At 64.6% G+C, this 2,139-nt stretch carries 1 protein-coding gene; it reads left to right on the forward strand.

The genetic code is table 11. From position 1 onward, the window contains the following. Positions 1–270: 270 nt before the first annotated feature. Positions 271–2,139, forward strand: a 1,869-nt coding sequence (gene rpoD / locus AC1D15_RS28450) for an RNA polymerase sigma factor RpoD (RefSeq protein WP_477828656.1), incomplete at its 3' end; no start/stop codon positions are given.

Here is a 2,139-nt window from a genome sequence, read left to right on the forward strand (position 1 = left end):
GTCAACAAAGACAGCACCTCCGGGCCCCGGCCACCCTCTGACCCAGGGTCCCCACCTCAAGGCCACCCTACCCCGCAAGGGCTGTACTCCGTTTGATGGTCACGCGACCTTGCCCATTTGATTGCGGCCCCAAGCTAAGGCTTGATCCGGGCCTCGCTACGTCTTTGGACCTCCGCTGAACAGGGCCCTGCCAAGCCGCCGTCACCCGGCTTGTTGGCGTGCCCCTGAGGCTGGGTTCGACGTGACGACCACCACCATTCGAGGATTTGCATGACCGCGAAGAAGAGCGCCCCCGCCAAGGCAGCACAGCCGGCCGCTGYGTCGAAAGCCGTGAAGGCCGGCAAGGCCGAAGCCGAAGACAAGAAGAAGGCCGTCGCCAAGCCGGCCGCCAAGGCCGCGCCCGTCGCCGAAGCCAAGGGCAAGCCGGGCCGCAAGCCGAAGGCCGCCACGGCCACCGCCGCCAAGAAGGAAGAAGTGCCCGAGGAGGACTTCTCCGACCTCGAAGCCGACCTCGAAGGCGAGCCCGAGCCCGAAGCGGCCGGCACCGACGACAAGGCTGCCAAGGCCAAGCCGCTGCGCATGAAGGTGTCGCGGGCCAAGGAACGCGCGCTGATGCGCGAGTTCGGCCTCGACGAGACCGCGCTCACCGAAGAGGAAGTCGCCAAGCGCCGCCATGAGCTGAAGACGCTCATCAAGATGGGCAAGACGCGCGGCTTCCTGACCCACCAGGAAATCAACGACCACCTTCCCGAGAAGCTGGTCGACGCCGACATCCTCGAAGCCATCGTGTCGATGCTCAACGACATGGGCATCGCGGTCTACGAGCAGGCGCCCGACGCCGCCACGCTGCTGATCGCCGGCGGCGGCACCACCACCGCCACCGAGGAAGAAGCGGAAGAAGCCGCCGAAGCGGCGCTCTCCACCGTCGACTCCGAGTTCGGCCGTACCACCGATCCGGTGCGCATGTACATGCGCGAGATGGGCACGGTCGAGCTGCTGACGCGCGAGGGCGAGATCGAGATCGCCAAGCGCATCGAAGGCGGCCTGCAGGCGATGATGCTGGCGATCAGCGCATCGCCCACCACCATCGCCGAGATCCTGTCCTATGCCGACCGCATCGGCGCCGGCGAGATGACGATCTCCGAGGTGGTCGACGGATTCGTCTCCGAAGACGAGGCGGACGACTACGTGGCCGAGGAAGACGTCGACTTCTTCGACGAGGAAGACGACGACGACGGCAACGGCGGCAGCAAGGCGCTGACCAAGAAGCTCGAAGAGCTGAAGGGCGCGGCGCTGACGAAGTTCGCCAACCTGCGCGAGAACTTCGACAAGATGCGCAAGGCCTTCGAGAAGGACGGCTACCAGTCGGCGCCGTACGACAAGGCCCAGCACGCCATCAGCGCCGAGCTGATGACGATCCGCTTCACGGTGAAGACCATCGAGAAGCTGTGCGGCATCCTGCGTTCGCAGGTCGACGACGTGCGCCGCTACGAACGCGAGCTGCGCAAGATCCTGGTCGACAAGTGCGGGATGCCGCAGGAATACTTCATCAAGCATTTCCCGCCCAACATCCTGAACCTGAAGTGGGCCGAGAAGGAAGCCGCTGCCGGCAAGCCGTACAGCGCAGTGCTGGCGCGCAACCTGCCGCCGGTGCAGGAACTGCAGAAGAAGCTGACCGACCAGCAGGGCCGCGCCGTCGTGCCGCTCGAGGACCTGAAGCAGATCAACAAGCGCATGAACGAGGGCGAGAAGGCCTCGCGCGACGCGAAGAAGGAAATGATCGAGGCCAACCTGYGCCTCGTGATCTCGATCGCGAAGAAGTACACCAACCGCGGCCTGCAGTTCCTCGACCTGATTCAAGAGGGCAACATCGGCCTGATGAAGGCGGTCGACAAGTTCGAATACCGCCGCGGCTACAAGTTCTCGACCTACGCGACGTGGTGGATCCGCCAGGCCATCACCCGCTCGATCGCCGACCAGGCGCGCACGATCCGCATCCCGGTCCACATGATCGAGACGATCAACAAGATGAACCGGCTGTCGCGCCAGCACTTGCAGGAATTCGGCTTCGAGCCCGATGCCCCGACGCTGGCCGAGAAGATGGAGATCCCGGAAGACAAGATCCGCAAGATCATGAAG

The organism is Rhizobacter sp. P2_H2 (genome assembly GCF_056403375.1).